This window comes from Citrobacter sp. CK199 (assembly GCF_030333285.1).
GTDB lineage: Bacteria > Pseudomonadota > Gammaproteobacteria > Enterobacterales > Enterobacteriaceae > Citrobacter_B > Citrobacter_B koseri.
The window spans coordinates 681,541-704,666 of record NZ_JAOWGF010000024.1; the positions used below are offsets into that span (position 1 = coordinate 681,541).

General features: G+C 50.3%; 19 protein-coding genes and 1 pseudogene. All 20 read right to left on the bottom strand.

Translation table 11 applies throughout. The annotated features are described in order from the left end of the window. Positions 1-3: 3 nt before the first annotated feature. Positions 4-1,284, bottom strand: a complete 1,281-nt coding sequence (locus OGX75_RS07380; protein ID WP_199971600.1) for an MATE family efflux transporter — start codon at positions 1,282-1,284, stop codon at positions 4-6. Then, on the bottom strand, positions 1,284-2,360 hold the full coding sequence (locus OGX75_RS07385) for an EpsG family protein (protein WP_111925849.1): 1,077 nt from the start codon (positions 2,358-2,360) through the stop codon (positions 1,284-1,286). Before OGX75_RS07385 ends, OGX75_RS07380 begins: the two co-directional genes overlap by 1 nt. After that, a complete protein-coding gene (locus OGX75_RS07390) occupies positions 2,348-3,658 on the bottom strand; it encodes a capsular polysaccharide export protein, LipB/KpsS family (RefSeq protein WP_012131722.1) in 1,311 nt (436 codons plus the stop codon). The genes OGX75_RS07385 and OGX75_RS07390 overlap by 13 nt, the downstream gene beginning before the upstream one ends. 363 nt (positions 3,659-4,021) lie before the next feature. Beyond that, positions 4,022-4,915 carry a UTP--glucose-1-phosphate uridylyltransferase GalF gene (galF, locus tag OGX75_RS07395; RefSeq protein WP_012131721.1) on the bottom strand — a complete coding sequence of 298 codons (894 nt, stop codon included), beginning with the start codon at positions 4,913-4,915 and terminating at the stop codon, positions 4,022-4,024. 165 nt (positions 4,916-5,080) lie between these two features. Further along, positions 5,081-6,484, bottom strand: coding sequence for a colanic acid biosynthesis protein WcaM (gene wcaM / locus OGX75_RS07400; protein ID WP_286451225.1), 1,404 nt, complete (start codon positions 6,482-6,484; stop codon positions 5,081-5,083). 11 nt (positions 6,485-6,495) lie between these two features. After that, complete coding sequence (gene wcaL / locus OGX75_RS07405; protein ID WP_047462621.1) at positions 6,496-7,716, bottom strand: colanic acid biosynthesis glycosyltransferase WcaL; 1,221 nt, start codon at positions 7,714-7,716, stop codon at positions 6,496-6,498. After that, positions 7,713-8,993 carry a colanic acid biosynthesis pyruvyl transferase WcaK gene (wcaK, locus tag OGX75_RS07410; RefSeq protein WP_012131717.1) on the bottom strand — a complete coding sequence of 427 codons (1,281 nt, stop codon included), beginning with the start codon at positions 8,991-8,993 and terminating at the stop codon, positions 7,713-7,715. The genes wcaL and wcaK overlap by 4 nt, the downstream gene beginning before the upstream one ends. A 109-nt stretch (positions 8,994-9,102) precedes the next feature. Then, on the bottom strand, positions 9,103-10,581 hold the full coding sequence (wzxC, locus tag OGX75_RS07415) for a colanic acid undecaprenyl disphosphate flippase WzxC (protein ID WP_047462615.1): 1,479 nt from the start codon (positions 10,579-10,581) through the stop codon (positions 9,103-9,105). Between the two features lie 9 nt (positions 10,582-10,590). Beyond that, positions 10,591-11,985, bottom strand: a complete 1,395-nt coding sequence (gene wcaJ / locus OGX75_RS07420) for an undecaprenyl-phosphate glucose phosphotransferase (protein ID WP_047462612.1) — start codon at positions 11,983-11,985, stop codon at positions 10,591-10,593. A gap of 54 nt (positions 11,986-12,039) precedes the next feature. Further along, positions 12,040-13,410 carry a colanic acid biosynthesis phosphomannomutase CpsG gene (gene cpsG, locus OGX75_RS07425; RefSeq protein ID WP_012131713.1) on the bottom strand — a complete coding sequence of 457 codons (1,371 nt, stop codon included), beginning with the start codon at positions 13,408-13,410 and terminating at the stop codon, positions 12,040-12,042. 148 nt (positions 13,411-13,558) lie between these two features. Beyond that, a complete protein-coding gene (cpsB, locus tag OGX75_RS07430) occupies positions 13,559-14,995 on the bottom strand; it encodes a mannose-1-phosphate guanyltransferase (RefSeq protein WP_012131712.1) in 1,437 nt (478 codons plus the stop codon). 3 nt (positions 14,996-14,998) lie between these two features. Further along, positions 14,999-16,222 carry a colanic acid biosynthesis fucosyltransferase WcaI gene (wcaI, locus tag OGX75_RS07435; RefSeq protein ID WP_049011286.1) on the bottom strand — a complete coding sequence of 408 codons (1,224 nt, stop codon included), beginning with the start codon at positions 16,220-16,222 and terminating at the stop codon, positions 14,999-15,001. Positions 16,223-16,308: 86 nt separating this feature from the next. Next, positions 16,309-16,782 (bottom strand): annotated as a pseudogene (locus tag OGX75_RS07440) (GDP-mannose mannosyl hydrolase); the annotation flags it as partial. A gap of 2 nt (positions 16,783-16,784) precedes the next feature. Then, complete coding sequence (gene fcl, locus OGX75_RS07445; protein ID WP_047462602.1) at positions 16,785-17,750, bottom strand: GDP-L-fucose synthase; 966 nt, start codon at positions 17,748-17,750, stop codon at positions 16,785-16,787. Between the two features lie 2 nt (positions 17,751-17,752). Beyond that, positions 17,753-18,874, bottom strand: a complete 1,122-nt coding sequence (gene gmd, locus OGX75_RS07450; RefSeq protein ID WP_012131708.1) for a GDP-mannose 4,6-dehydratase — start codon at positions 18,872-18,874, stop codon at positions 17,753-17,755. 23 nt (positions 18,875-18,897) lie between these two features. Further along, positions 18,898-19,452 (bottom strand): colanic acid biosynthesis acetyltransferase WcaF, encoded by a 555-nt coding sequence (gene wcaF / locus OGX75_RS07455; protein ID WP_047462599.1) that lies wholly within the window; start codon positions 19,450-19,452, stop codon positions 18,898-18,900. 15 nt (positions 19,453-19,467) lie between these two features. Beyond that, complete coding sequence (gene wcaE / locus OGX75_RS07460) at positions 19,468-20,214, bottom strand: colanic acid biosynthesis glycosyltransferase WcaE (protein ID WP_012131706.1); 747 nt, start codon at positions 20,212-20,214, stop codon at positions 19,468-19,470. A gap of 12 nt (positions 20,215-20,226) precedes the next feature. After that, a complete protein-coding gene (gene wcaD / locus OGX75_RS07465) occupies positions 20,227-21,447 on the bottom strand; it encodes a colanic acid polymerase WcaD (protein ID WP_012131705.1) in 1,221 nt (406 codons plus the stop codon). Further along, positions 21,422-22,639 (bottom strand): colanic acid biosynthesis glycosyltransferase WcaC, encoded by a 1,218-nt coding sequence (gene wcaC, locus OGX75_RS07470; protein WP_115614702.1) that lies wholly within the window; start codon positions 22,637-22,639, stop codon positions 21,422-21,424. Before wcaC ends, wcaD begins: the two co-directional genes overlap by 26 nt. Next, positions 22,636-23,124: a colanic acid biosynthesis acetyltransferase WcaB gene (gene wcaB / locus OGX75_RS07475; protein WP_060816109.1), complete on the bottom strand. Its 489-nt coding sequence runs from the start codon at positions 23,122-23,124 to the stop codon at positions 22,636-22,638. Before wcaB ends, wcaC begins: the two co-directional genes overlap by 4 nt. Between the last annotated feature and the right edge of the window lie 2 nt (positions 23,125-23,126).

Genomic DNA, 23,126 nt, shown 5'->3' on the forward strand with positions numbered 1-23,126 from the left:
ATTTTACTTCAAATAAAAATAATCAAGGATATTGATATCCAGTTTTCTTTTCACAAAATAGACAGCAATAACATTCTGTATAATCACAGAAAGAGCAACAGCGCAGGCAATTCCTTTTATGCCGAATCCCCCCCCCATGAAGTTAAGGTTGATAATCATCATAAATGCATTAAAGAAAATAATATTTCTAAATATTTTCTCATTACCTGTCATTGTTAATAAGAAAGCGACCGATCCTGTCAGGACATTAATTAACTGACCAATGCAAACTATTCTAAGTATGATAGATGCTTGAGTATATTCACGCCCAAAAATTGAAAGCACAAACTCAGGGAATAGTAAGAGAAACGCTACTCCTGGCAATGACAAAATAACGACAAGACGGGTGCTACTTCTTACCATTAATTTAAGCTCATCAAATTTCCCTTCAGTATACAGCTTGGAAAAATTTGGTGCAAAAACAACATTTAATGAAATAAGGAAGAAACTGATAACTAAACCAATCCGCAAGCAAACAGAGACAAGAGCAACGTCTTCACTTGAAATATAGTAGTTAGAGATGATAGGTGTAATCCATTGTATAATGGTATTACATATTAATATTAGCAAGAAAGATAGTAATGTTGTAATTATATATTTATATTTAAGCTTCTTCAAATAAACAACAGCATTTATATTAGTAAATATATATTTTTTCCACAAAACAGCACAAAAGATAAAACTAAGTATAATTGATAAAAATAAAAACTTTACTAAATTTAATGCATTAGCTTCCATATGCAGAACGGCACATACTAAAACAATAAACGAAAATATCAGCGGATAGGATATATTAATTATAATAACAGATAATAATGATCTCCCATTAGTCTGAAATATATATCCCGTATATTGGATCATGGAAAGAAGAGGGATGCTCGCACAAATATATAAAGCACCATAGACCTTTAATGACTCTCCGTAAGTCAGAAAAAGATATATAGCTCCTGATAACAGACATGATATAACTATAATTATTAATGCTCCAAACAATGCCAATGAACTTGCCTGGATATAATTTCTTGTGGCTATAAGTTGCGGTCGCATTCTAAGAATGGCATCACAAAACCCTGATGTACCGATAAGTCCCCACAACATAATAATAGAGAAGGAGGTGAAGAATATTCCGGCTTCATTTACATTGACCCAGCGAGTAACAAGTATATTCATCAAAAAACTAATGGATACACCAATTACTCTCGCTGCGATAACAGCAAACAATGCCTTAGTTTTTTTTCTAGTCATTAGATAAATCGAGTCACTAATTCAGATAACCAGTTATGTGATATAACCCCATAAAGCATAAAAATAATAACTATTAGTAATAATATTACCCTTCGTTGAGTTTTAACAAAAACGTGTTCTATACTCATAATATAAAAAGGGATTAAAAAAACATTTACTACAAACAAATATCTGATCGATGATTCTTTGGTAAAAAATAAGATGGCAGAGAAAACATATGCTAACAGAGCATATTCTAAAATAAGAGATGCGCTTTTATTTTTTATTGTTTTATCCAATAAGAATAAAGGAATAAATACAAATATTGAAGAATATAAAAACTTATATATATATATGGCGTGTTCATTATTTCGATCTGAATACTCAAATGCTCGAATTATTTTATTAGCAAACACACTTCCCGGGGGTAATGCTTTGAGCACAAAACCAACAATATATTCTGATGCCAAAGCAAAAATAAGTGATAGCAAAATAATTATATATTTTTTATGAAAATCAAGTCGTCTCCATATAGGCATAACCAAAAATATTAAAGCAGAGAAATGTAGACTGATAGCTATAATAATAGTGATAAAAGATTTAATCGATGCATTTCTTGATTGGTATGCTATTGATAAAAGAATAAAACTAAAACTGATAGCTTGTCGCATTCCTCCCATATAGAGATACATGAAACTTATCATACTTGTCAGACAAAAAGCAATTATAGTTGTCTGTACATATTCATTTGTTAGCTTCAGTATTGCTATAAAAGATAACCATGTTGTAATTAATATTGTTATTACAGGAAATAACTCAGATGGTATACCTATTGTTCGCAATATATAGACTAATAAAGTAAATCCTGGCTCAAACTTTCTGGAGGTATCACCCTCATAAAAAGGTATATAATAGTGAATAGAATCATATCCCCAACGATTAGCTATACCAAGATATAATCCAATAAGTGTTATGTTAATAGCCAATAAAAAAAAGGAAAACTTGCTTCTTTTTAAGAAAGATATTATAGAAACAAAAAAAATCTGTAAAACAGAGAATGCTGCAAAACCAATTGGTGAAAATATTACCTGCAGCATATTTTTTCTACCGCATTGTTGAGATCATAATAATTGCTATTTTTATAATTATCTTTAACCATATAGTTTTTAAATAAATAAGCTATATAAAGTTTCACTTCTTCCTGGGTAGCTTTATTATCGATGGCTTTAACTATTTCAGTTTTTAACGATTCTCGAGATGTTAGATTATTTACTATTTGAGGATAATATATATCACCAAGTGTTAATACAGCAGCACCTCTTACAGCAGCCTCAAGTCCTACAGTTGAGTTTATTACAATTACTAACGAAGAGTTATCGATTAAATGATCAATTGGAGTATTATTATCAATATGTACATTCACATTTTCATTAATTAACTTATACAGTGATTTATTATATCTCCCTTTATTCATTGGATGTTCACGAACAATAAGATCATATCCCTCAGGTAATGATTTAATAACTGAAGTTAACATATCATCAATTGATGAAAATAATTTACAATTTGAGATAATCTGGACATCATTTGGCACTTGTAACGCAACAAAAATATATTTCCCTTGTTTTTCTATATCAATCTTATTTGCTTTACTATTCTTTTTAAATGGCAGACGTCCTAATAAATAAGGAATAGACTCCCAAAAACCCTCCCCTGTATATAGTTCGACAGCACATACTTTCCTAAAAATAGATGGAGGGACACTTTGAAGGACATCTTTTATCTTTCGGAAATAAGAACCAATATTCTTTTCATAAAATTTCTTTTCACTGACAGATGTAATGCATTTATTATATAAATATTCTATTTCATCTTCATTTACATTATTCCGCATCATATCGAGACTAGCAGTAGTGATGCTCATATTACAATTGACGCCTTTCGGATCAAAAATCATCGTCCCATATGGGCCAGGTTCAAAATAGAATACTTGAACCTCTTTTAATTTTGCAAAATAGCCACCAATAGAAGAATATAAACGTTTATCTCCAATAAATACCACACTGTGGAAATCTTCCCATGGGAAATAATTCTCATAAAAATCCCAATATTTTCTAGAGATATCTAAAAAATATTTTTCTAATTCAGGGAAAAGAGAGACATGAAACTCATAAAAATGACGAGGTATTGTAATATTTTTTTCTGACTTATATTTACGAACATTTCCAGGTAAATCAATATATTCTAATGAGTTTTTGATGCAATAGTTAGTCGAAGAAGCATACATACACAACTGGACAGTATCTCTACCAGTCACCTCTTTTATCTGTTTTGATAGTTGATGTATATATCTTGAATTACTCTCATAAAAGGACATTATTGCTATTTTTTTCATTTCTACAAAAATCTTTTTTGATGACAAAATTAAAAATCGCGTCGAATTTTTGATATGCTGTCCACGCTACCGCCCTTGGCTCTACAGCTACCAATACACTGAGAAACAAGGATTCAAAAATCCATGTAATTAATACCCCAGTCAACCTCTTCTGAAATCAATCTCAACTTCCGTTTCCGTGTGAGACACAACCTCACGACAGTTGTTTGTGATTGCCCTAAGAAAGAGTTTGGCAGGGGTTGTTTGTTGATCATTTTACACTAAAGTGCAAAACAAAACGGCAATAAGCATCAACTTTCCACAGTCGAGCTTATTGTCGAGTGATAACTGTCTATGGTTCTAATGACAGTATCCTGGCTTAGCTTACTCGTTAAGCAACGCCTCAATCCCCTTCCGAAACTTCGCCCCTTCCTTCAGGTTGCGCAGCCCGTACTTAACGAACGCTTGCATATAGCCCATTTTCTTACCGCAGTCGTAGCTATCGCCTGTCATCAGCATGGCGTCAACAGACTGTTTTTTCGCCAGTTCTGCAATTGCATCCGTCAACTGGATGCGGCCCCAGGCGCCGGGTTCTGTTCTTTCCAGTTCTGCCCAGATATCTGCCGACAACACATAGCGACCTACCGCCATCAGATCTGAGTCCAGCGTCTGCGGTTGATCCGGCTTTTCAATAAACTCAACAATACGGCTGACTTTCCCCTCATTATCCAGAGGTTCTTTAGTCTGGATAACGGAATACTCTGAAAGGTCGCCTTTCATGCGTTTTGCCAGCACCTGGCTGCGCCCCGTTTCGTTGAAACGCGCTACCATTGCCGCAAGATTATAGCGAAGCGGATCGGCCGTCGCGTCATCAATGATGATATCAGGCAGCACCACCACAAACGGGTTGTCGCCAATCACAGGACGTGCGCATAAAATGGAATGCCCAAGACCCAGCGGTTGAGCCTGGCGAACGTTCATAATCGTCACGCCTGGTGGGCAAATGGACTGCACTTCCGCCAGCAACTGACGTTTCACGCGTTGCTCCAGAAGTGACTCTAATTCGTAGGAGGTGTCGAAGTGGTTCTCTACCGCATTTTTGGAAGCGTGAGTAACCAGAACGATTTCTTTGATCCCAGCAGCAACAATTTCGTCAACAATGTACTGTACCATCGGTTTGTCAACAATCGGCAGCATCTCTTTGGGGATTGCCTTGGTGGCAGGCAACATGTGCATACCCAGACCAGCTACCGGAATAACTGCTTTCAAATTAATCATTATTTCATCCACCTATAAAATGGTTGCTGAATTATAGCTCTTTAGCATGTTTTAGCCAGCATGAATTACATTATGGCGTTGGATGTGATGGTACGCCGCTTATCCGCAGATTGCAGTAGCCATAATCTTAAGTATGAGTAACTTTCGCCAGGAATGGTCGCAAAACTACCTCCCCCGCTCCGGCAACCTGAAATTGACCGCTTCCACATTCACCACCTTGTGGTTAATCCTGTCGATATCGACCGAGCTCTGCCCCTTCTCATTGACTGCATGAACGTTCGCCAGCGACAGCAAAGTGTCCTGTTTCGCCATAAACTTGCCGCGTATATCTTTACGCAGATCAAAGTGCATCTTCAGCGCGGGCCCTGTCGCAGACTCCTGCATTACCTTGATATTACGCAGGAAAAGATGCTGCGGCTGGTTGTGTAGTTCAAGCGTAGCGCGCTTCATCTCCAGATTGGTGATCGCCACAAAGGAGGTCGCATTCCCTGAAGAGATCTGAATGCCGCGCAGTTTATAGTCCAGGCGAGTGTTATCAAGATGAATATCATTTAATTTGAAGTTTTGCGGAATGGATAAATATTTGCCTTTGACGACGCCATAACCAATAAGCATCCCCGCACAATTCACCATATCGATATTATCAATCACGAAATTATCACATCCATAAATTGCTACCGTCGCATTATCAATACCCGCTTTCTTACTGAAATCAGGCGTGATATTCCGCGCTTTTACATTACGAATGATAAAGTGTTTTCCGTTCTCCACATGAACCAGTTGTCGGCAATCCGATCCGGTAATATTGGCCACGACAAAGTTCTTTACGGTTTGTTCTTCCGGGTAGGCATTATCGTAGGTGCTGCCCGCCAGTCCGATGCCAATCCCCCAATTGATTTTCCCGTTGGTGCAGTCGATGCGTTCTATAACATGGTCAGAGATCAGAATGTTACGATCGTTAATCGCCACGTTCCATTCGATGGCATCTCCTTGCAGATCGCTGAATCGGCCGTTGGTGATGCGCGCGCCGTCCACCTGGTTGTGGAATCCCTGCCGCAGAATGGCGTAATTTGCATGGCTGACCGTAATATCATCAATGGTGAGATTACGCATCACTCGCGGCTTTTTGCCGCCAATGTAGATCTGGGTAACGGGGCCGAACCCGCTCATGGCAATCCCCCTGATGGTGCAATCTGAACCGCGCACATCCAGGGTGATGTTGTGCAGGCTGCCGCCCTGCTCTCCTGTTACCTGGCAGCCATCCTGCAACACAAACCGACCGCGACCATTGCCGCTTAAGCGCCCACGCACATGCAGCGTTTTTCCTGCCGGGATAAAGATGCCGGTATTGACGTTCTCGCAGACCAGCCCCGCAGGAACAACAACCGTCTGCGCTTCGCTAAACGCCTGTTTAAACGAGGCTATCCAGTCTCGGGGGTTATAATCCTGAATATTGACGGTTTGCCGGGGTTCAAGCGCGCGGGCAAAGGGGGAATGGAGGACAGGAAGTGCGGCAAGCGCAGAGCCTGCCGTCAGGAAGGTGCGACGGGAGAGTTTATTCTCTGGCATACAACCTCGGTTTACATCGTTTGCAGCAGGCTGGCTAACTGTTGATTAATCACCTGCTGATTAAAATCAGCCTCAACTTTTTCACGGGCGCGTTGTACCACAGGCCGCAACGACTCGGTGTCAATGCGACTGAATGCCGCCAGTTGCTCCGCCAACGCCTCAGCATCATTTTCAGGCACCAGCCAGCCCGACTTGCCGGCATCCACCAGTTCAGGAATTCCGCTGTGAACGGTTGAAACCACCGGCAGCCCGACTGCCATCGCTTCCATCAGCGCCACCGGAATACCTTCCATATCGCCATCCGTACCGGTGATGGACGGCAGCAGAAACACATCCGCGTCATCCAGCATTTTTTTCACTTCATGGCTGGGCTTAAAGCCGGGCATCTCAATCACATCATCAAGCTGGTACTGCTCAATCAATGTGCGCAGGCGTCTCTCCCACGGCCCCATGCCCAGGATGCGATAACGGAACGCCACCCCCTGCGCTTTGAGCTGTCGGCAGGCCTCAATCGCTACGTGCAGTCCTTTCTTCTCGGTTAATCGCGCCACGGAGATAATCTCCAGCGGCGTACCCGGCGCTTTTACCGGACGGTGAGTAAAGCGCGTCATATCGACGCCCATCCGCGAGACCGCAATTTTCTCGGGCGGGCACCCCATCGTTTTAAGGCGTCCCGCCCATAATTCACTGATAGGCAGCATGAGATCGCCACGCTGGAACAGGCGTTGATATTCAGGCGTGTAGTGATTGAGCACATCGCGGTGCGATACATCAATACCGTGAAAAACGGTGGAGATTTTGCCTTTGATCACGCCAAGTTCCCGCAACTTCGCCGCCGTTACGCCCGCCGGGCCAAAATGGGCGATAAAAACATCCGCCTGGAACATTTTTGGCGTCAGCCCGCAGATTGCGGATAGAATCAGGTTGCGCGCTTCATCACCGTAACGTGAAACATTCAGCGCCTTCCAGGTTGATGCGCGCGTACCGCCACGCAAAGACGCAATGGCGCGATAGCGCAGCTTCGCCAGCTTGCCTTCCGGTTCATCCAGCAGCCAGTGCGTTTTTTCACCCAGGCGGTAGGTGTCATACGCCGCATGCGTGTTCTCAAGGTCGCCTTTATGCAACGCGACAATTTCCACCTCAAACCCCATATCGATAAACGCAGTGATCTGGTTCAGCACGAAGGTCTCTGACGACAGTGGGAACTTCAGTAAAAAGAAGCTGACCTTCATTTCCCCTCCCCGATACGGGTTAACACTGACTGCACCATGCGAAAGCCCTGTTCACGCTCGCGGTTTACGGCGTCCGCCAGTCGCGCGTTGAGCGCGGGCAACTGCCCCAGCGTATCGGCCACCATCGCTTCCAGGCTGCCGTCCAGCAAATGACGAATGTCGATCGCCATTTCAGGCAATCCCAGCTGTTGCATAATTCCGGCAGATTTGTGCTCATAATTAATGGCAATCGCAGGGGTCGCGAAATTCATGGAAATAATGGCGGAATGCAGGCGCGTGCCCACGGTCAGTTCACAGGCGCCGAGGATTTTCCCCATTTCAAGATCGTTGAGTTCGTCCATTACCACATGGTAACGATCCGGGTCGCTGACGTGCTGGCGCAGGTTTAACGCCACCATGCGATCGTCTTTGTTATAGCTGTCGATACCGGTACAGGTTGACAGCGCAATCACCTGATAGCCTTCCTCAAGGATACGGTTCACCACGCCAGCAAACGCCTTCTCGTAAGCCTGTTGGGTGGTTCCCAGACGCTTATCGAATGGCGCCAGTTCACGCAGCGTAATCGCAACCGTCTTTTGCTTTCCGGCAAGGGCTAACCAGTGCTGAACGGCATAACCCGGTTCAAAATCGTCATTGTGATGATCAACCAGCCAGGCGGTATCGACCCCCGCTTCAACTTTCGTCGTGGTGATATCGCTACGCTTCATCAGCTCCAGACTGACTGATTCACGCAGAATCAACGCATCACAGTGGCCAAAGACGTAATTCGCCAACGTGTTGAACTGCTCGTCCTGGAAGGGGCCGACGCTGTGACCAATCATATACAGCGGCTTCTTCGCCATAAAAGTACACAACGCATGTTCAAACTGCGGCACACCGTACAGATCGACAAAAAACGAGCCCCCGACCTGGATAATGGCGTCATAACCGGATAACAGACGCACGAAGTCGGTAAACCCCTGCGCAATGGCAATATTGCGCAGCTTGCCGGTATCGGTGACGCGGGAGAGCAGTACCTGATGCTGATAGCGGCGACGCAGCACTTTTTTCACGCGCCCCATCACGCCCGCCGCGTTATTGTGCTGTTTCATCTGCGAATAGAGCGGATCGCCCATCACCGGGCGATTCAATAACCAGGATGAGCTCACCGGATAGCGACTCATCACATCCACTTCTGCGTCAGGCTCAAGACGGTTAATGGCATCCAGCAGGCCGCGCAAAATTGCGCTGTCGCCACGGTTGCCGCAGGTGTGGTTGCCCAGGATCAGTAATTTCATATTTGCCCCTTAAAATCGTTGCCGGATGGCGGCTGTCGCCTTATCCGGCCTACAGCAAAATCAATTCATAGGCCGGATACGACGCGTAAACGTCGCCATCCGGCAAAAGTTATCCTGCGCGAAGCAGTGTTTTCATTTTTTCGCTACGGCAAAACTGGCGCTTCATCTCCACAACCAGCGGATGGCGCGAAAGCACAATCATCACGGCGAAGGCCAGCGCGCCCGCCACGATTTGCGTTGCCAGCAGTACGCTCAGCGGCAGATGTCCATTCAGCGCAATCCCCAACCCATAGCTCACCGCCAGGGTAGGTAAAGAGAGATAAAACGGTAGCCACAAACTAAGGATGTACTGGCGGTAACTCGACCCCAGCACCGGTTTAATCATGACGAAATAGCTCAGAACGGTATTGATGATCTGCACCAGCAGGAAGCCCAGCGTCACGCCTGTCGCCCCCGCCAGATGGCCGCCAACGATAATTGCCGGAATGAACAGAAAGGTTTTGAACACATTGAATTTGAAGCTGATATCGACGCGCGCTTTCGCCATCAGCAACGAACCAATCGGGTTGCCGACAGAGCGCAACAGCCCCACCACGCACAGCAGTTGCAGCACCGGAATGATGCTGTTCCACTTCTCGCCAAAAACCAGCGGTACAAAATTATTCGATACCACCATCAGACCGAGCAACGCGGGAAAATTAATAATCCCCACGACCGACAGCAGCTTGTAGAAGTTGACGCGCAGCTTCTCCGTATCATCCTGAATTTTGGCGAACGCCGGGAACAATACGCGGGTAATGATCGGGTTAAGCTTCATTGGCGGAACTACCGCCACGTTATAAGCAAGGTTGTATCCCCCGGCGACGCTCGCGCCGAGAATACGCGCCAGCACCAGCGTCGACAGGTTAGTATTGACGTAATTGATGATGCTATCCGCCGTCAGCCATGCGCCAAAGCGCAGGTTCGACGAAACAGACGCCAGCGAAAAATGCAGGCCGGGGCGGTAGATCTTCCGGCCAAAATAGCCGAACAGCAGCGTACGGACGGCGCTGTTGACCAGATAGCCGAGGATCGCCGTCATTGCCAGCGGCCAGAAATGGGCGCTGACCACGGTGAAGGTGAACCCCGCCAGCACCGAGCTGGTCTCGATCATGCCTATTTTGTTAAATTCCAGCTCCTTTTGCATCAACGCGCGAAACTGTTGCCCGTGAGGGATCACCACAAACGCCAGCGACAGGGTTTTAATCAGCGGCGCCAGATCGGGGTTATGCAGCACGTTGCCGATCGCGTCGCTAAGCAAAAACACCACAACGCACACCGCCAGCCCTAAGCCAACGTTCAGCCAGTACAGGGTGGTGAGTTCGAGGTGGCTTATCGTTTTACGCTGGATAATGGAGTTGGCAATACCGAAGTCCGACAGCGTATCGGCGAGGGCGATAATCACCAGCGACACGGTCAGCAGACCAAACTGGTGATTATCAATAATCCGCGCCAGCACGGTCATCTGAATCAGTCCCAGCCCGATGATGATAACCGTAGCGATCGCCGACCACTTCGCCCCACTGATGGTTTTTTCTCGTAAGCTCATGATCGTTCCTCAGTACGCCGCTTTATTCACAAAGCCTTTGAACACCGTCAGAAAAACAATCTTGATGTCAAACCACACGCTCCACTCACGGATGTACTCCAGATCAAACTCCACGCGCTTTTCCATTTTCTCCAGCGTGTCGGTCTCGCCGCGCCAGCCGTTGATCTGCGCCCACCCCGTAATGCCGGGTTTGACTTTATGGCGCAGCATGTAGCCTTCGATAAGCTGGCGATACTGCTCGTTATGCGCCACCGCGTGCGGACGCGGCCCGACGATAGACATGCCGCCGGTCAGAACGTTGATAAACTGCGGCAGTTCATCAAGCGAGGTACGGCGCAGAAAATTCCCCACGCGGGTTACACGCGGGTCGTTTTGCGTCGCCTGCGTCACCACTTTGTCGTTTTCCATCACCTTCATGGAGCGGAATTTCCACACTTTGATCGGCTTACCGTCCATGCCATAACGAGTCTGACGGAAAATAATCGGCCCTGGCGAACTGAATTTGACCGCCAGCGCAATGCAGCACAGCACCGGAGAGATCAGCAGCAGAATCAGCGACGCCAGCACGATATCTTCCGCGCGTTTCAGCAGACGATTGATCCCTGACAGCGGCGTGTCATACAGCGGCACGACCGGCACGCCGCTTACCTCTTCAATACGCGAGTGCAGAATATTGAAGGTAAAAACATCCGGGATGAGGATTACCGAGCAGGTAGTGTCCGCCAGAGCGCGCACCAGTTTTTTTACCTGCGCCCCGTCACTCATCGACATGGCGATATAGACGTTATGAATGCGTGAGGCTTTGGCATCCTCGACCAGTTGTTGCAGATTTCCGGCCCAGTCAGAAGAGACGCCGCCCGGTTTCGGATCGTAGTAAACGCCGACCACTTCAAAACCCAACCACGGCTCCTTGCGGAAGCTGTCCAGCAGCGACTGACCGGCAGGAAGATCCCCTGCCACCGCCACCCGGCGCGTGTTGTACCCACGGTTACGCAGCCATCCGGCTCCGTAGCGAATGAACGAGCGGCAGACCACCAGACCCACGCTGGAGAGCGCATACCACGCCAGCCAGACGGTAAGACGGTTATCGAAGTCGTTATTGAAGGCAATCAGGCCCGCGCTGAAGACCAGACTCAGCGTCCAGTTTTGCAGCAGTAGCGCCAGTTCCGTCGAAATCTTCACGCCGCGCCAGGAACGGTAAAAATCAGTTATGCCGCCCAGCATCTGAAAAACCACCAGCGTGATCAGCGCCACCAACAGATGCATATACAGGAAAGGCAATCCGCTCAGCTTGCAGACAACCCATAACCCGCCAAACATGATGGTGATATCCGAAAAGCGTTGCACCATAGAGATTAACGATGCATTGGTTTTGGCTCGCTCGCGCTTTTTTAGATTTGTCATCGTTGTTCCTGTTATTAGCCCCTTACCCGTCGCCGGGTAAGGGAAGAACCGACATTACTGATTCAGCAACGTCAGCAGGGTTCGCGTTCGCGCTTCCATCAGCGGAATGTCGCCGCGTGATTCCACGTTCAGCCGCACCACCGGTTCGGTATTGGAAGAACGCAGGTTGAAGCGCCAGTCGGCAAACGACATGCTGATGCCGTCAGTTCTGTCCACCGTCAGCGCTTCACGCGCAAAGTGTGCTTCCACCCGGCTGATGGCGGCCGCAGGCTCTGCCAGTTTGCTGTTGATTTCACCGCTGGCCGGGAACGCCGCCATCCGGTCACGCACCAGTTCCCCCAGCGACTGCCCTTTCAGACATACCAGCTCCGCCACCAGCAGCCACGGGATCATCCCGCTGTCGCAGTACGCAAAATCACGGAAGTAGTGATGGGCGCTCATTTCGCCGCCGTAGATAGCATCTTCATGGCGCATACGTTCTTTAATAAAGGCATGGCCGGTTTTCGACATCACCGGCGTGCCACCCGCCGCCGTCACCACATCAACGGTGTTCCAGGACAGACGCGGGTCGTGGATGATCTTCGCCCCCGGGTGTTTCTCCAGAAATGCCTCCGCCAGCAGGCCGACAATGTAGTAGCCCTCAATGAACTGCCCTTTCTCATCGAACAGGAAGCAGCGGTCGAAATCCCCGTCGAAGGCAATGCCCATATCTGCGCCGTGTTCAATAACGGCGTTGCGGGTGTCATCGCGACACTCCGGCAGCAGCGGATTAGGGATGCCGTTCGGGAAGTTGCCGTCCGGCGTGTTGTGGATTTTGATGAAGTCAACCGGCACACCCTGCGCCTTAAAGCGGGCTTCAATGGCATCCACCACCGGGCCTGCCGCGCCGTTGCCGGAGTTGATGACCAGCTTCAATGGCGTGAGATTGTTGACGTTGATGTAGCCGAACAGGTGGTCGATGTAGGCGTCACGCAGATTGATCTGCTTATAGCTGCCGCGTCTGGCTTCGTTGACCGGTGGAAAATCATTGGCTTCCGCCAGACGCTGCACGTCGCGCAGACCGGTGTCGCCGCTGATGGGGCGCGCGCCCTCGCGCACCAGTTTCATACCGTTGTAGTCCATCGGGTTATGGCTGGCGGTCACTTCAATACCGCCATCAACGCCCAGATGGAAGGTCGCAAAATAGATCTCTTCCGTGCCGGAAAGGCCGATATCCAGTACGTCAACGCCCGCATCCTGCAACCCTTTCGCCAGCGCCAGTTTCAGCGACTCGCTTGTCAGGCGCACATCGCCGCCCAGCACAATGGTTTTCGGTTGCAGGAACTCGCCGTAAGCGCGGCCAATACGCCACGCGATATCCTCATTCAACTCTTCGCCCAGCCTGCCGCGAATATCGTAGGCTTTAAAACAGGTTAATTTCGTCATGTTTTTACCCTTCTTCAGGCAACAGTTGGCCCTGACTCTCGTAAGAGCCTTTTTCAATTTTTGTTTTATTGCCCGGTGACGCTGCGCTTACCGGGACTACGGATCTGTAGGCCGGATAAGCAACGCGCCATCCGGCAACTTACCAGGCTTACACCCGCCCGTAGCGATCGGCGAAGCGCACCACGTCGTCCTCTTCAAGGTACGAACCGGAGCGAACTTCAATCAGGTCGAGCGGAATTTTTCCCGGATTCTCCAGGCAGTGGGTCGCCCCCAGAGGTATGTAGACAGACTCGTTTTCACCGAGCAGTTTGATTTCGCCGTTGATGGTGACTTTTGCCGTCCCTGCGACCACCACCCAGTGCTCCGCCCGATGGTGATGCATCTGCACGGAGAGCCCCTCGCCGGGTTTAACGGTAATACGTTTCACCTGATAACGGTCGCCAGCGTCGATGGAGTCGTATTTGCCCCACGGCCGGTAGACTTCACGGTGGATATGGTGCTCATGGCGACCGTCAGCTTTAATCTGCTCCACCACTTTTTTCACATCCTGCACCGCATTGCGATCGGCAATCAGCACCGCATCTTTGGTCTGTACAACCACCAGGTCTTTCACCCCGACGGTCGTCACCAGGCCCGACTCCGCATAAACGTAGCTGTTTTCCGTTTTATGGCTAATGACGTCGCCGTGATGCACGTTTCCCTCGGCGGTGTGCGCGCTGATTTCCCACAGTGAAGACCAGGAACCCACGTCGCTCCAGCCGGCATCCATCGGCATAACCACCGCATCCGCCGTGCGCTCCATCACCGCGTAGTCCACCGACTCTTCCGGGCAGGCGAGGAACGCCTCTTCATCCACACGGATAAAGTCGAGGTCGGGGTCAACGATGCTCATCGCGTTTTCGCAGGCGTCCAGAATATCGGGACGGTATTTTTTCAGTTCTTCCAGATAACGCCCGGCGCGGAACAGGAACATCCCGCTGTTCCAGTAGTAGTCGCCGCTCGCCACGTAAGCCTGCGCGGTTTCAAGATTGGGTTTTTCGACAAACTGCGCGACGTCAAAAGCAACCGCGTCTTGCTCGCCGGGAGAGACATCGCCGCGACGAATGTAGCCATAGCCGGTTTCCGGTAGATCCGGCACGATGCCGAACGTGACCAGCTTACCCGCTTCGGCATACGGAATGGCGTTACGCACCGCGTCGCGAAACGCTCCTTCATCAGCAATGACGTGATCGGCCGCCAGTACCAGCATCAGCGGATCGCCTTCCGGGCTGTGGCGTTTCGCCGCCAGCGCCGCCAGCGCAATCGCTGGCGCGGTATTGCGCCCGGCAGGTTCGAGAATAATGTTCTCCGTCAGTTTGTTTAGCTGGCGCAACTGTTCGGCGACAATAAAGCGGTGCTGCTCATTGCAGATCACCACCGGGCTTTCGCACTCCACGCCGTTCAGACGACAAATAGTCGTTTGCAGCATGGTGAGATCGCCCTTCAGGCAGAGAAACTGTTTTGGATAAAGTACACGAGAAAGCGGCCATAAACGGCTACCCGAGCCACCCGCCATCACGACCGGATAAAGTTTACGTTGACCCATGATTTATCCCCGAATATCTGTAATAAATTGACGTAACACGTTCTCTTTATCGAGCGTGCGTTCGGCATATTCGCATGCCACCGTGTTGTTCTCAGGCATGGCAAGCGCCTGGGTAATCCCCGTCACCAGCGCGTCGACCGACTCCGGCTCCACGCAAACGGCAATGCCGGGATAGTCGCGACAAAGCTGACCGAGTTCGGTTTTCGGTTCAGCGGTAATCACCGCGTTGCCGCCCACCGCCAGAATATTGGTCAGTTTCGACGGCAAAACAGCATCCGCCGCGCCGCGCTTTTGCACCACCAGATGGCAATCGCCCATCTTCAGCAGCGCAGGTAAGGTTTCATAAGGCTGAAGCGGGTAAAATTTGACGTTATCCAGGCCGCGCTCACGGGCCATTTTTTCCAGCCGCGCTTTGCCGCCGCCCTGCCCGACAATGACAAACAACCAGGGGCGATCGGTAAGACGCTCAGCGGCGTCGATCACGTTTTCAAGCCCTTGTTTTTCACCGATATTGCCGGAGTACAGAATGATTTTCTTATCATCCGGCACCCCCAACGTCTGGCGTAAGCGGGCCGCATCGCTAGCGGTCACGTCGCGAAAACGCGCCACTTCCGACCAGTTAGGGAAGAAAATCACCTTGTCTGCCGCGACCCCTTTCTCCTGCGCTTTATTCATCATTGAACGGGAGATGGTGGAGACGTTATCAACGTTGTGCAGACCGCTGCGCTCGAACGCGGCGGCCAGTCGGGCAACCTTACCGCTCTTGCCTTGCCCGGCCAGCCCCAGACCGAGCATCGCATCCACCTCGTAGTCCTGAATATGCAGCAACGTGCGCGCGCCGGAGAGTTTCGCCAGCAAACGCATACCCGGCGTGCAAAACAGCGTCGGCACCACGCCGATAATCCGATCCGGCTTCCAGCGTCGCTGCGCCATCAGCGGGAAGAAACTGCTCAGGGCGAAACTGCCCAGGTGCAGCAAGCGTTTCAGCGTCGATGGCTGCGTCGGAACATATAACGGGCAGCGCCAGACGGTAGCCGCCCCCTCTTCCCGGCGATAGCGCCAGGAGGAATACTGCTCGCCCACTTTCCACTGCGGGTAATAAGGCGGCGCGGTGATCACCCGAACCTCATGCCCTTCACGCGCCATCCACTCCACCATCTCGCCGGTGTATTTACCGATGCCGGTTAGCTCCGGCGAGTAGTTGATGCCGTACACAAGGATTCTCATACGCTTCATCCTTCAACCTGACTCTGCGTTGGCTGCATCTGCTCACCCCTGCCGCCTTGATTCAGGCTGAATGATTTCGTGTAACATCCAGGCACCCCGGACTGACGATCCGCGAGGAAGTACGCCCGACTGTTGTCGTGAACGCTGGCGCTTGCCAGAAGCCGCTCAGGCGTCTGCCAGCGATAATCTTCATGTTGTTCATCAGGCAGATGCAGATCCGCCTGATTCACCTTCAGGCGAAAACCAAGCACAACGTAATGAGTGGTAAAGTCTTCGCCGGAGAAGTTATCGTCATAGAAGTGCTGCCAGACGCCATAAAACGCGCCTGCGGACAGCGGTAAACGCAGCCCCAGTTCCGCCTGAGTGAGACGCTCAAACGCTTTTTCCAGCGTCTCATCCTTCTGCACGCGCCCGCCCGGTACGAACCAGTAACCCTGCGCAGGGCGATTGGTGCGCTTGCCCAGCAGAAATTCGCCGCGCTCATTCTCCACGATCAAATCAATGGAGATCAGCGGCGTAGAGCGCACGACGGTAGCGAAATCTTCCTGACGTAAAAACATGTTTACCCCCGGAACCGGTGCTGGTTCTCAAGGAACCACTGGTAAGTGCTGGCAAGCCCGGCCTCCAGCGACACCTCGTGATACCAGCCAAGCTGATGCAGGCGCGTTACGTCGAGCAGTTTGCGCGGCGCACCGTCCGGTTTCGTGGCGTCAAACACCACCCGCCCTTTGTAGCCCACGACCTGAGCGATCGTTTGCGCCAGCTCCCGAATGGTGCAATCAACACCAGTACCGACGTTGATGTGCGAGAGCATCGGCTGCGTGTTCTCCTGCCACACTTCGCGATCCAGCTCCATCACATGGATGCTGGCAGCGGCCATATCATCCACATGCAGGAACTCGCGCATCGGTGTCCCGCTGCCCCATACCACTACATCCGGCGCGTTCTGTTCGGTCGCTTCATGGAAGCGACGCAGCAGCGCGGGAATGACGTGCGAATTACTCGGGTGGAAGTTGTCATGCGGCCCGTACAGGTTGGTCGGCATAACCGAGCGGTAATCGCGGTCAAACTGGCGATTCCAGGACTCGCACAGTTTGATCCCGGCAATTTTGGCGATGGCATACGGCTCGTTGGTTGGTTCAAGCGACCCTTGCAGCAGTTCGCTTTCCGCCATCGGCTGTTTTGCCAGTTTGGGGTAAATACAGGAGGAACCGAGGAACAACAGCTTGTTCACGTTGTGCAGATGCGCGGCGTGAATGATGTTGCTCTCAATCATCATGTTCTCGTAGATGAAATCGGCCGGGTACGTATTGTTGGCGACAATACCGCCCACCTTCGCCGCCGCCAGATAAACCTGGTCAATGCGTTCTTCAGCGAAGAATGCCTGTACCGCCCGGCTGTCCAGCAAATTCAGCTCGTCGCGGGTGCGAAGCACCAGCTCCACATCCTCGCGCTGCGCCAGCTGTCTTACGATGGCGGAACCCACCATCCCGCGATGGCCCGCCACAAAAATACGTTGTTTCATCATCCTCAGGACTCCAGCGCGATGGCAACCTCGTAGCCATGAGATTTCAGCAAGGAATGTTTCTTCGCCGCTTCCAGGTCTTTCGCAACCATTTCAGACACCATCTCCTGGAGTGTGATCTCCGGTTTCCAGCCCAGCTTCTCGTGCGCTTTTGACGGGTCGCCCAGCAGGGTTTCCACTTCCGCAGGACGGAAGTAGCGCGGGTCAACGGCGATAATCACATCACCCGGCTTCACGCCCGGCGCGTCATGACCGGTGACAGAAACGACAATCCCTTTCTCTTCCACGCCTTCCCCTTCAAAGCGCAGTTTGATCCCCAGCTGTGCCGCCGCCATTTCGACAAACTGGCGCACGGAGTACTGCACGCCGGTCGCGATCACGAAATCTTCCGGCGTCTCTTGTTGCAGCATCATCCACTGCATCTTGACGTAGTCTTTGGCATGACCCCAGTCACGCAGGGAATCCATGTTGCCGAGGAACAGGCAGGACTCCAGCCCCTGAGCGATATTGGCAATCGCGCGGGTGATTTTGCGGGTCACGAAGGTTTCACCGCGACGCGGAGATTCATGGTTGAACAGAATGCCGTTACAGGCGTAGATGCCGTAGGATTCGCGGTAGTTAACGGTGATCCAGTAGGCGTACAGTTTGGCGACGGCATACGGAGAGCGCGGATAGAACGGCGTGGTCTCTTTTTGCGGAATTTCCTGCACCAGACCGTACAGCTCAGAGGTGGAGGCCTGATAGAAACGGGTTTTCTTTTCCAGGCCCAGGAAGCGGATCGCCTCCAGCAGACGCAGCGTACCCAGCGCATCTACGTCGGCGGTGTATTCCGGGGACTCAAACGAAACCGCAACGTGGCTCATTGCCCCCAGGTTGTAGACTTCATCCGGCTGCACTTCCTGCAAAATGCGGGTCAGGTTGGATGAGTCGGTCAGATCACCGTAGTGCAGGTGGAATTTCGGGTTGCTGGCATGCGGGTCCTGATAGATATGATCCACGCGTTCGGTATTGAACGAAGACGCGCGACGCTTGATACCATGAACCTCGTAACCTTTCTCCAGCAGAAGTTCCGCCAGGTAAGAACCATCCTGCCCGGTTACGCCAGTAATGAGAGCGACTTTTGACATTTTATTTTCCTCAAATAGTCCCGTTAGGGAGTAACTTTCTCAACGCGCTCGCGCGTTACCACTGCGGGATTGCCACGGCAGATTGTGTTTGCCGGTAGCGATTTAAAAACACTGCTTCGCGCACCAACGACGGTGCCGTCGCCTATCGTTACGCCGGGAGCGACAAAGACATCCGTCGCCAGCCAGCATTTCTCGCCAATCACAATTGGCGTGGCGTTAATATCAAAATGGGCGCTGGCATAATCATGACTGCCGGTACATAAATAGCTTTTCTGCGAAATAACAGAGTGTGCGCCAATCGTAATGTCACCCAGCGTATATAAAACGGCGTCATCGCCGACCCAGGCGTAATCACCTAACGTCAATTTCCACGGATACGTAATTTTTACAGAAGGTCGGATGACTGCGTTTTTTCCTATTTTTGCGCCAAACATCCGTAATAAAAATGCGCGCCAGCGATACATCACCTGCGGCGACCAGCTAAATAACGTCGCCTGCACCGCCCACCATAATTGCACTTTTATTGCATTGCCGCCCCGGAACCCTTTCGGCACCGAGAAGCCGCTTAAATCCTGCATCATTTTTCCTTATATTCAGGCTTTGTTATATAAGGCTTTTGCTTTGCCTGTCGTTTTCAGACGTAGTAAATAAGATAATTCCGCCCAGAATCCGGGTACGCGTAATATTTTACGCTGCACGTTTTTTGCATCCCGGCATAATTCCAGATTATTTGAGGTTGACACGCCGCCCATAGAAAATTCAGACACCAACCCTTTGATTCGACGGAAAGGATAGCCTGATTTATAAAGACTGGCTGCCAGCGCGTAATCAGATGACACCTTATATTGCAGATCGTATGGATGTTTTTTCAGCCCTGCGGTCGGGAAGAAAATAGCCTGATGGCTGGCGGGTAAGCTGTGGTAGATATACCAGCCATGTTTGGCGCTTCGTCGGGTTTTATTTCCTTCACCAAAATCCAGCAACGCGTCACCAATGTACATCGCGTCATCATTTTTTCGCCCCAGTTGACGGACAAAATCGGTGACATCTTCATGAAACACATCGCCGGAATTGAGGAAAAGAGTATAGCGCCCTTGCGCCATCGCAATGCCTTTGTTCATCGCGTCGTAAATGCCGCGATCTTTTTCACTCACGAAGCGTAAGTTAAACTCACCGTTGAGTTTTTCCAGAAACTGGGCGGTGCCGTCATCCGAACCGCCGTCCACGACAATCCATTCAAAGGTCAGGCTGGGATCGCGCGCCAGGTTGCGCAGCGAGCGCCAGGTGTTTACCACGCCGTCGTAATTACGAAAGGCGACAGTAACGACGCTAAGTAACATAAAACCACCTCGTCATGAATTCGTAATATTTAGCGCTTTGCGCAAAATAAAAGGACAAACGATTAAAAATGCATATTCCGGGCTAAATATCGAACCGGTAAAAAACAACGATACCGGCGTAAAGAGATAAAGCTGCACCCGAAAATTCTGATTATCGCCAAACGCATTCAGCGTCATTTTTAAGATTTTCCACATGTACCATGCGGTCAATAACACCGCGAACCATGAGAAATAAATAATCAGCAGATACAGGCCATTGTCTATTGTTTTCCCGACATCCGCACCGTTAAAAATTCCGAATGATGCGACATATTCATAAAGTGAGCCAAATCTGACTACGCCATCAATATGGGTCAACGAATAACCGACCATCACTAATGGCCCAACGATACGATAATACGATGACGAACCTTCCGTTCCTAAATCTCCAAGACGTTCAGCGATATAAGGAAACGCAAAAACCACACCGACTAAAAATACGCCCAACGAAATAATCGCCAGTGGCAATTTTTTCCTTATCGCATCCTTATTCAGATACTGAAATGCCCACTCCAGTAAGTAAAACAGGATAAAGGTCATTACCCCTGAAAATGATCCTGATAATATTATCCCTGCCAGAATCATAGCATCGGTCTTAGGGGTTTTGATACCAAACTGTTTGATGCTGAGCCAAATTGAGATTAACGCCAGAGCAAAAAACGCCGGTTCAAAATAGAGCGCAGTGGTTCGCTTACCGCCAAATTTAATAAAATTCAGCACATAGCTATTACTGTAAATAAGATATTTCGAAATTCCTTCCATTAAGCTGCTGCCGCCGGTAAGAATGATCTGCGCCATCTCAACTGCCGCCAGCGCCACCACAAACGCCACCACCATATAGAAAAAACGTAATATCTTGCGGTAGTTATGCGGGGAAACGGTTTTAAAGCGAATACTCCACACCATGCCGATAATGATGACGATGTAAACAAACAGCATCGTCGAGGTGACATATTTGCTGGCATCCAGCGACTGACCGAACAGGTAGTTAAACGCCGTCAGCCCTGCCCCCACGCCCAGCGCAATCATCAATTTTTTAATGCTGATGCGCTCAATGAACAACAACAGCAAAACGGGTAAAAAGGTGACGATGGTGATGGGGAAGCTTTCGCCCAGTTGGGCAATTTTGACGTTGACCAGCAGGTAGATCAGCGGCAGCAGCAGGTAACTACAGATTCTGATAGAACGAGACATACTCCTCCAGCATCTGTTGTCCGCTGTATGCGGTGCGGCTACGCTTGCAAAAGACCTCCAGCGAGGCGCCAAATACGGCCTGAGCAATGTCGGATTTGCTCATCTGCACCAGGTTAAGCACCTCATCTTCACTGAACGTTCGCCCGCCCGATTTTGCCAGTACCTCCTGCGCCGCGTCGCTGTGCGTGGCGATCACCGGCACGCCGATAGATAACGCTTCACACAATATCAGCGGGTAATTATCGACCCGGGAGCTGAACACCAGCGCATCCATCTGGTTAAGGGCGCTCATCAGCTTGCGTTTATCGGTTTCAAAGCCGTGATTCACCACGTTCTCACCGTCGAAGGGGGAAAACTTACCGAAGGTGTGCAGCTCAATGTTGTTGCCTGCCGCCATCATGTCGCGCACCAGTTGCTGGTTTGTTTTGCCGTCATAGCGCAGATCGTGCGCCACCACGGCAATTTTCGGTTTGCCCTGGCGCTCGCTCACCGGCGACAGTTCGGACAGAATCGCTTCGGTCGCCACATCAATGCCATTATTGATAATGCGACAACGCCCTGCCCCGTACAGGCTGTTAAACGCCTCCGCCACATGCTGGCTGGGCGAGATAAACTGACAGCCCAGCGAGAGCATCTGCTGAAACAGCTGCCGCTTGCCCACCACCAGCTGGTGCGCTCTGTCCACTTTTACCGGCGGATAATTGGTCAGCGTCGGGCATTTCTGACAGCCGCTTTTCCAGCCTTCACAACCGTCGGTAAAGGCACAGCGTCCGGTCACGCTCCAGTGATCGTGCAGCGTCCAGACCAGCCTCACGTCCGGCTTGTGGTTTTTCACCTTCTCGCAGAAAGCGACAACCTCCGCCAGATTCAGCCAGTAGCTGTGCAGCACATGAAAATGCAGCACCAGCGGGCCGGGTGTCCGGGTCACTTTGCGGTACAGATTATCGAGATTACCAAAGAGGTCGCGGTTAAACAGACGAAACAGCGCGATATTGGCGACCGATGTCAGACGCGGCGTCTGTTTAATCACATGCGGGTAGTTGCTGTGGCTGACGCTTTTCTTCCCGCCTTTGCCATAGCCATAGACAAAGTGCGAGGTCAGGCCTTTTTGTAGCGCGCGCAGGTGCAGGTCTAATGCCACGCCCGCCGCGCCGCCTTCCGCCAGTCGAACATTAAATTGCAGAATATTCATTTAATTACCTTCACTCGCGCCTTCTCTCCCACTACCAGCGCGTTATCGGGAACCGTGTCGAGCACCACGCTGCCCGCCCCGATAGTCACGTTATTGCCGATGGTGATATCCCCCAGCAAAATGACGTTAGCGCCCAGCTCAACGCCGTTACCAATGACCGGGCACGCCAGGCTGTCGCCGCCCCGGTTGCCGATGGTGACGCCATGACGCACGGTGAAGTCGTCGCCCGCGACAACATGCTTATTGATCACGACGGCATAACCGTGATGGATGGTGAAGCGTCGGCCGATGGTTGCGGCGGCCTGAATTTCGTAACCAAACAGGCATTCGGTCATCAGGCGGTACAGCACCAGCACCGGCACGGCCCACAGGTTATTCAGCACATTTTTTTTGCGCCAGACGGAACAAAAATGGGCGACGCGGTAGGCCAGCACCATGCAGCACGGGCGCAGACTCCAGCTGTTTGCGCGTAGATCCTCCAGCATCC

What these genes read in the sequence shown, in the direction of transcription:
- OGX75_RS07380 (WP_199971600.1), bottom strand. Translation starts at nt 1,284, where the DNA reads ATGACTAGAAAAAAAACTAAGGCATTGTTTGCTGTTATCGCAGCGAGA.
- OGX75_RS07385 (WP_111925849.1), bottom strand. Translation starts at nt 2,360, where the DNA reads ATGCTGCAGGTAATATTTTCACCAATTGGTTTTGCAGCATTCTCTGTT.
- OGX75_RS07390 (WP_012131722.1), bottom strand. Translation starts at nt 3,658, where the DNA reads ATGAAAAAAATAGCAATAATGTCCTTTTATGAGAGTAATTCAAGATAT.
- galF (WP_012131721.1), bottom strand. Translation starts at nt 4,915, where the DNA reads ATGATTAATTTGAAAGCAGTTATTCCGGTAGCTGGTCTGGGTATGCAC.
- wcaM (WP_286451225.1), bottom strand. Translation starts at nt 6,484, where the DNA reads ATGCCAGAGAATAAACTCTCCCGTCGCACCTTCCTGACGGCAGGCTCT.
- wcaL (WP_047462621.1), bottom strand. Translation starts at nt 7,716, where the DNA reads ATGAAGGTCAGCTTCTTTTTACTGAAGTTCCCACTGTCGTCAGAGACC.
- wcaK (WP_012131717.1), bottom strand. Translation starts at nt 8,993, where the DNA reads ATGAAATTACTGATCCTGGGCAACCACACCTGCGGCAACCGTGGCGAC.
- wzxC (WP_047462615.1), bottom strand. Translation starts at nt 10,581, where the DNA reads ATGAGCTTACGAGAAAAAACCATCAGTGGGGCGAAGTGGTCGGCGATC.
- wcaJ (WP_047462612.1), bottom strand. Translation starts at nt 11,985, where the DNA reads ATGACAAATCTAAAAAAGCGCGAGCGAGCCAAAACCAATGCATCGTTA.
- cpsG (WP_012131713.1), bottom strand. Translation starts at nt 13,410, where the DNA reads ATGACGAAATTAACCTGTTTTAAAGCCTACGATATTCGCGGCAGGCTG.
- cpsB (WP_012131712.1), bottom strand. Translation starts at nt 14,995, where the DNA reads ATGGGTCAACGTAAACTTTATCCGGTCGTGATGGCGGGTGGCTCGGGT.
- wcaI (WP_049011286.1), bottom strand. Translation starts at nt 16,222, where the DNA reads ATGAGAATCCTTGTGTACGGCATCAACTACTCGCCGGAGCTAACCGGC.
- fcl (WP_047462602.1), bottom strand. Translation starts at nt 17,750, where the DNA reads ATGATGAAACAACGTATTTTTGTGGCGGGCCATCGCGGGATGGTGGGT.
- gmd (WP_012131708.1), bottom strand. Translation starts at nt 18,874, where the DNA reads ATGTCAAAAGTCGCTCTCATTACTGGCGTAACCGGGCAGGATGGTTCT.
- wcaF (WP_047462599.1), bottom strand. Translation starts at nt 19,452, where the DNA reads ATGCAGGATTTAAGCGGCTTCTCGGTGCCGAAAGGGTTCCGGGGCGGC.
- wcaE (WP_012131706.1), bottom strand. Translation starts at nt 20,214, where the DNA reads ATGTTACTTAGCGTCGTTACTGTCGCCTTTCGTAATTACGACGGCGTG.
- wcaD (WP_012131705.1), bottom strand. Translation starts at nt 21,447, where the DNA reads ATGTCTCGTTCTATCAGAATCTGTAGTTACCTGCTGCTGCCGCTGATC.
- wcaC (WP_115614702.1), bottom strand. Translation starts at nt 22,639, where the DNA reads ATGAATATTCTGCAATTTAATGTTCGACTGGCGGAAGGCGGCGCGGCG.
- wcaB (WP_060816109.1), bottom strand. Translation starts at nt 23,124, where the DNA reads ATGCTGGAGGATCTACGCGCAAACAGCTGGAGTCTGCGCCCGTGCTGC.